We start from the raw sequence: 5,269 nt of genomic DNA on the forward strand, positions 1-5,269 counted from the left end.
AAATATAGCCTTAAGCACCTTAGTCTGCTTGCGGCTCATTTTAAACTTAGTCCTGTTTATTTTCTGCTCAGTGACGATGATTATATGAAAATTAAACCTGACAATAATCTAAAAAGTCTCTTTCCAATCCCCAAATATCAACTAAGTAAGGCAGGGCGGTCACGGTGATTTGCGATGGCCCATTACATATTTTTTAGGTTTTACGCCAATATATTGTTCAAACACCCTCGAAAAGTGGCTTAGGTTAGAAAATCCTAAACGATAGCCTGTTTCAGAAACAGTAAGACTGTCTTGCAGGAGCAACCTGGCCGCTTCCTGCATTCGAGCAGTCTGGTAATATTCAAAGACACCTTTACCGAAGGTTTGCTTAAACAGTTTTCTCAGCTTTGGCTCACCTATACCGGATTCACGCGCAAGTGAAGCAATGTTGGGCGGTTCGTTAAGACAGGATTGTAAGCGGCTTTTAACAGCGTAAATTGCTTTGATATCATCAAGGTGCATATCGCTTGTAGGTGAAGCCTCCCGCTGCAATAACAGCGCAAAAGTATAACACAATAACTCTTCGCACTTGATTTTATAAAAATGGCTTTCGATCATTTCGGGAATCTGCTGATCCAGCATCTCAATGCCGGTTCTGATCATTGCTGCTGATAAACCTGTTTCATAAACAAACTGATCATTGCCGTTTAATATAGTTTCAACTGCCGGGTGTTTAATTGCTCCGAATAGTTGACGTAGATATTGCCTGGAAACTGCCAGTGTCATATTCCTGAACATCGTATTCGAAGGCATAGCCATAGTGGCGGAAACTTTATGCATACAGATCAGCACATTTCCCTGTTCGGCCAGCATTTCTTCGGGTTGATTACCGGGGGGGGGAAAGATACCGCTCAGCATAAACATAACATCCTCTGTTCCCTCTGCCAATTTATTTGTACGGTCGATATAAATATCATCTTTAAGATGAAAATTGCGGATCATCATCCGCAAATCGTTCCCCCAGTTAAATCCCGTCAGATATCCTTCACCTTTATTTTCTGGAATATGTACAAAGCGCCCATGGACCACGGCACCAATGGCATTGGCAAATTTCTTTAAAATCCCGGATCCGTCATCAGTAATCGATAATCTCATTTACGACTATTTTTAAATTATTTGGAGCTATTTTATTTCTAAAAATACTGACAATTTTGGTATCAGAAAAAGCAATACTCACAATGGGAAATATGATAATCGAAAATAAGCTGGTAGCCATCATTGGGGGAGGGCCGGGTGGATTGACATTAGCTAATTTATTACAACGTAAAGGTATAGCTGTCCAGGTTTACGAAAGAGATGCCGGCAGACAAGTAAGAGCGCAGGGTGGGACGCTCGACCTGCATGCTGAATCCGGATTAAAAGCCCTCGAAGCGGCAGGCTTAATGGATGCCTTTAAGGCTAAATACCGGCCTTATAATGATCGGCTGCGCGCGCTGGATCAAAATGCGGTGATTTTTTATGACGAGCATAGTGAAGAATCTTCACACGCTTTTGGGGATGAATTTTTCAGACCAGAAATAGACCGGGGCCCGTTGCGTGATATTTTGCTGGACGCTTTGAACCCTGGCACCTTAGTCTGGGACAGTCAGGTAGTTTCAATAGAGAAAAGCGAAGGTAAGTGGAAACTACTATTTAAAAATGGCAGCAGCGTTGTCGCAGATATAGTGATAGGTGCAGACGGCGCAAACTCTAAGATCAGGTCTGTGCTTACACCAATTAAACCGGTTTATTCGGGCGTCACTATCTTAGAAAAAAATATTGGTGATGCTCATGTGAATGCGCCACGGATTTATGAACTGTTAAAAGGGGGCAAGATCATGGCATTTGGAGATTCGAAGTCTATAACCATCAGTGCTAAGGGTGATGGCAGTATTGATTTTTATATTGGCTTAAAAAAGAATGAAGGCTGGTTTACTGAAAGCGGAATTGATTTTAAAGATGGGGGACAAATGCTGGATTGGTTCCAAAAGGAATTTTCTGCCTGGAATGAAATCTGGCTTGAATTATTCACTAATCAGATGACGTATTTCATACCGAGACCGCAGTACCTTATGCCCCTGGATCAATACTGGGATGCTCAGCCGGATATCACAATTATAGGTGACGCTGCACACGTTATGCCTCCATATGCTGGAGAAGGAGTAAATATGGCGATGCTTGATGCTTTTGAACTGAGTGAAAGTTTAACCGGTGACAACTCAGACGAGTTTAAAGCTGCGATTGCTCATTATGAAAAACAAATGTTTAAGAGATTCGCTGTAATAGGAAAAGAAACATTAGATAATACGGACTGGATGCACTCACCTGCCGGGCTGGAAAAACTTTTGGCTATGTTTTTGCATTGACCATCCTTAAGAACCGCTACATGATGACCCATCAACAAAAGCAAACCAGAATTAAAATAGAGATCTTAACGTTGGTAATAAACGTTTTAACCATTATTGTATTTACGTTATTTCAGACGGATGCGATGGCTCAGCAGAGTAGCAGAAAAGTAAGGATAGCAAATATCGAGATTGATTCAGCCTGTGTGGAGGAATACAGGGCAGCACTTGCCAAGCATGCTAAAATAGCAGTTCAGGTAGAACCCGGTGTACTTGCTTTACAGGCAGTGTACGATAAAGAACATCCCACAAAAGTTATAGTCTTTGAAGTATATGCCAGCGAACAAGCCTACCAGCTGCATATTAAGACGCCACATTTTCTTGAATATAAAAACGGCACACTGAAAATGGTCAAATCCCTTGTACTGGTCGACGTGGCTCCTATAGCCCTGGAGATCAAACCTGCATTATTGAAGTACCTGTGATTTGATTGATAGAAAATTTAAAATCAATGAAGTGCTTTTCGCGCTGCACGAGGCATACAAAAGCCATATAAGCTTATCGGAAGAGCCATGCCGATGCCAATAAAAGCAAATACTGCTGCTGTGGTGAGAATATTGTTGAGGCTAGAAACCATTGCATAGATGGCAATCAGTATACTCCATGTACCAATATAATAATCAAATTTTCTTTCAAATATCCTGGCTAAAGGAATGAAGTGTAATCCAACGGCCAGTGCTATCGCTGGTACGATTAATTCCCGACGATGCAGATAGACTACAATACTGCTATAAAAATTAATAGTCCCTCACCAGCGAAAAATAATCCGAACAGCTTACTTTTTTCTTTGCTTCATCTTAACTAGCAAGGTTCTGGCCGGATAGATTTTTAGCGGCAGTAGCAAGCTGGAAAGCAGTATAGATAAATAACATGCATAAAATCGGAAAGATGGTGACTAATCACTTGTATTATGGAGTCCTGAATAAGCAATTTCAGTCATGGAGCAGAACTTTAATAAATGTAACCTAATTTGGCGAATATTTATTGTCGTATTATCCATTACTGGATTTTATTCAAATCCGTAATTTTTTTGTTTCTTTGATGTACCAAATAAAAGCAATAAGTTGTATGAAGCAGGAGGTTAAAGAGAAAGTCCGGATTGTAGTAACCAACATCAGGAAGGTACGCATGTACCGCAATTATTCACAGCATTATCTTGCAGCAAAGCTCTCCATATCCCAGAATGCATATAGTAAAATTGAGCTGGGTGTTAGCAAGCTGCCGATAGAGAGGCTATTTAAAATTGCGGTTATTCTGGATGTGAAAATCAGTTCGCTGATGTCTGTCGATTGCCCCATGGAAAAGGATGTGAGTTAAAGTAGTCAGGGGAATTATCCGCGGGTTAATGATGAGTTCATATGAAGAGGTTTCTTTTGTTGATCTAAAACAAAATAAATCTCATGAAAAAAAACTTATGTCTTGTCACTGCAGTGCTCTCGTTGAATCTGGCTGCATGTAAAAAAGTAACCAGCCGGTAACGGATATTGTTTATCCCGACGTAGCAGAAGTAGTAGATGTACCTACATTGTTTACTACAGCCTCAGGTGTGAAAGTTTATAACGGGGGCTATGGCTCTGCTGTGGCCGCTGATCTCAGCTCGCCGGATATTTTCTACATGCTTACTGACCGCGGATCAAATGTTGCCGGACAGATTGCAAATTTAATTATCATAGGTAAACCGGATTTTGATCCGCAAATTGGCAAATTCAAATTGAAGGACGGTAAGCTTGTACTGCAGGAAGTGATTGAACTGAAGAACGCAGCAGGAGCAAAGCTGAATGGGTTGCCAAATCCTGCAGGTATGGGAGCATCCGGTGAAACAGCATATGATTTATCTGGAAAAATCATTACACCGAGCGCGGACGGAATTGATTCTGAAGGCTTGGTTAAGGGCTTCTGATGGTTCATTCTGGATCAGCGATGAGTATGGACCCCACATTGCCCATTTTGATGCTGGCGGAAGGACTTTGGAACGTATCAATCCCTTTGGAACAGGTACGGGCGGTAGAAAAATCCCGGCAGTATTTGCAAACAGAAGGCCCAACAGAGGCATGGAAGGCTTAGCCATCACCCCTGATGGTAAAACACTCGTTGGCATGATGCAGTCGCCAATGTACAATCCATCGAGAACGGCTGTAAGCAGCTCGGTAATTTTGAGGATTTTGACATTCGATATTGCCACTGGTGCTACCAAACAGTACGCTTACGTAATGGATAATGCATCGCTGACAGGAGTGAGTGAGATTGTTGCGGTGAACAGTACTACTTTCCTGACTTTAGAACGTGACGGTCTGTACGGCGGAGATGCTACAAATCCGGCGGCTTTCAAAAAGGTATTTAAAATAGATATCAGCAAGGCGACAGATATTTCTGATCCTGCAAATGGAGCAACCGGTAAATTATTTAATGGAAAAACTTTGGAAGAGCTGAACAATGCAACGCGTTTATCTGGTGCGGGTATTACTCCAGAAACGAAAACCGTTGTGCTGGATTTGCTTAAAGACTTGCCTGCAACATATCCTCACGATAAAGCTGAGGGCCTGGCCTTGTTACCAGGTAATATCCTGGTGATATCAAACGATGATGACTTTGGGGTAGTAGATAATGGTGCAAGCGGATTTGCCCAGAAAATTCTGCCTTTGACCAAATCCGTGGATAGAAACCGCTTGTATTTTGTGAAAATCAAGCTTTAACCGCTATAGTCCCGATAATATATTTGGTGGCTAATGAGAAGAAAAGGTCCATTAAGAATATTTCAGTATTGTAGATAATTCGCAATTATAAATGTATCTTACCATTGGGTTATTGGTAAGATACTTTACGCTTTTCTTCTCATCCACAAATCT

The 5,269-nt window shown here is 41.5% G+C and carries 6 protein-coding genes; 5 read left to right on the forward strand and 1 reads right to left on the reverse strand.

Annotated elements, in window-relative coordinates:
- Positions 1-159: 159 nt before the first annotated feature.
- A complete protein-coding gene (locus tag ABWY16_RS10590; RefSeq protein WP_353904616.1) occupies positions 160-1,134 on the reverse strand; it encodes a helix-turn-helix transcriptional regulator in 975 nt (324 codons plus the stop codon).
- An 83-nt stretch (positions 1,135-1,217) separates the two neighbouring features.
- Between ABWY16_RS10590 and ABWY16_RS10595 the strand changes: the two genes are divergently transcribed.
- The 5 genes from ABWY16_RS10595 to ABWY16_RS10615 all read left to right on the forward strand — a co-directional run bounded on the left by ABWY16_RS10595 (position 1,218) and on the right by ABWY16_RS10615 (position 5,116).
- Positions 1,218-2,384, forward strand: coding sequence for an FAD-dependent oxidoreductase (locus tag ABWY16_RS10595; RefSeq protein ID WP_353904617.1), 1,167 nt, complete (start codon positions 1,218-1,220; stop codon positions 2,382-2,384).
- A 20-nt stretch (positions 2,385-2,404) separates the two neighbouring features.
- On the forward strand, positions 2,405-2,848 hold the full coding sequence (locus tag ABWY16_RS10600; protein WP_353904618.1) for a putative quinol monooxygenase: 444 nt from the start codon (positions 2,405-2,407) through the stop codon (positions 2,846-2,848).
- Positions 2,849-3,491: 643 nt separating this feature from the next.
- Positions 3,492-3,740 carry a helix-turn-helix domain-containing protein gene (locus tag ABWY16_RS10605; protein ID WP_353904619.1) on the forward strand — a complete coding sequence of 83 codons (249 nt, stop codon included), beginning with the start codon at positions 3,492-3,494 and terminating at the stop codon, positions 3,738-3,740.
- Positions 3,741-3,969: 229 nt separating this feature from the next.
- The gene (locus ABWY16_RS10610; protein WP_353904620.1) at positions 3,970-4,323 is read left to right on the forward strand and encodes a hypothetical protein; all 354 of its coding nucleotides are present in this window, start codon (positions 3,970-3,972) and stop codon (positions 4,321-4,323) included.
- Positions 4,292-5,116 (forward strand): esterase-like activity of phytase family protein, encoded by an 825-nt coding sequence (locus ABWY16_RS10615; RefSeq protein ID WP_353904621.1) that lies wholly within the window; start codon positions 4,292-4,294, stop codon positions 5,114-5,116. The genes ABWY16_RS10610 and ABWY16_RS10615 overlap by 32 nt, the downstream gene beginning before the upstream one ends.
- The last annotated feature ends 153 nt before the right edge of the window (positions 5,117-5,269 follow it).

Origin of the sequence: Pedobacter sp. (assembly GCF_040513095.1) — a bacterium.
In the GTDB taxonomy this organism is placed as follows: Bacteria; Bacteroidota; Bacteroidia; order Sphingobacteriales; family Sphingobacteriaceae; genus Pedobacter.

What these genes read in the sequence shown, in the direction of transcription:
- ABWY16_RS10605 (WP_353904619.1), top strand. Translation starts at nt 3,492, where the DNA reads ATGAAGCAGGAGGTTAAAGAGAAAGTCCGGATTGTAGTAACCAACATC.
- ABWY16_RS10590 (WP_353904616.1), bottom strand. Translation starts at nt 1,134, where the DNA reads ATGAGATTATCGATTACTGATGACGGATCCGGGATTTTAAAGAAATTT.
- ABWY16_RS10595 (WP_353904617.1), top strand. Translation starts at nt 1,218, where the DNA reads ATGGGAAATATGATAATCGAAAATAAGCTGGTAGCCATCATTGGGGGA.
- ABWY16_RS10600 (WP_353904618.1), top strand. Translation starts at nt 2,405, where the DNA reads ATGATGACCCATCAACAAAAGCAAACCAGAATTAAAATAGAGATCTTA.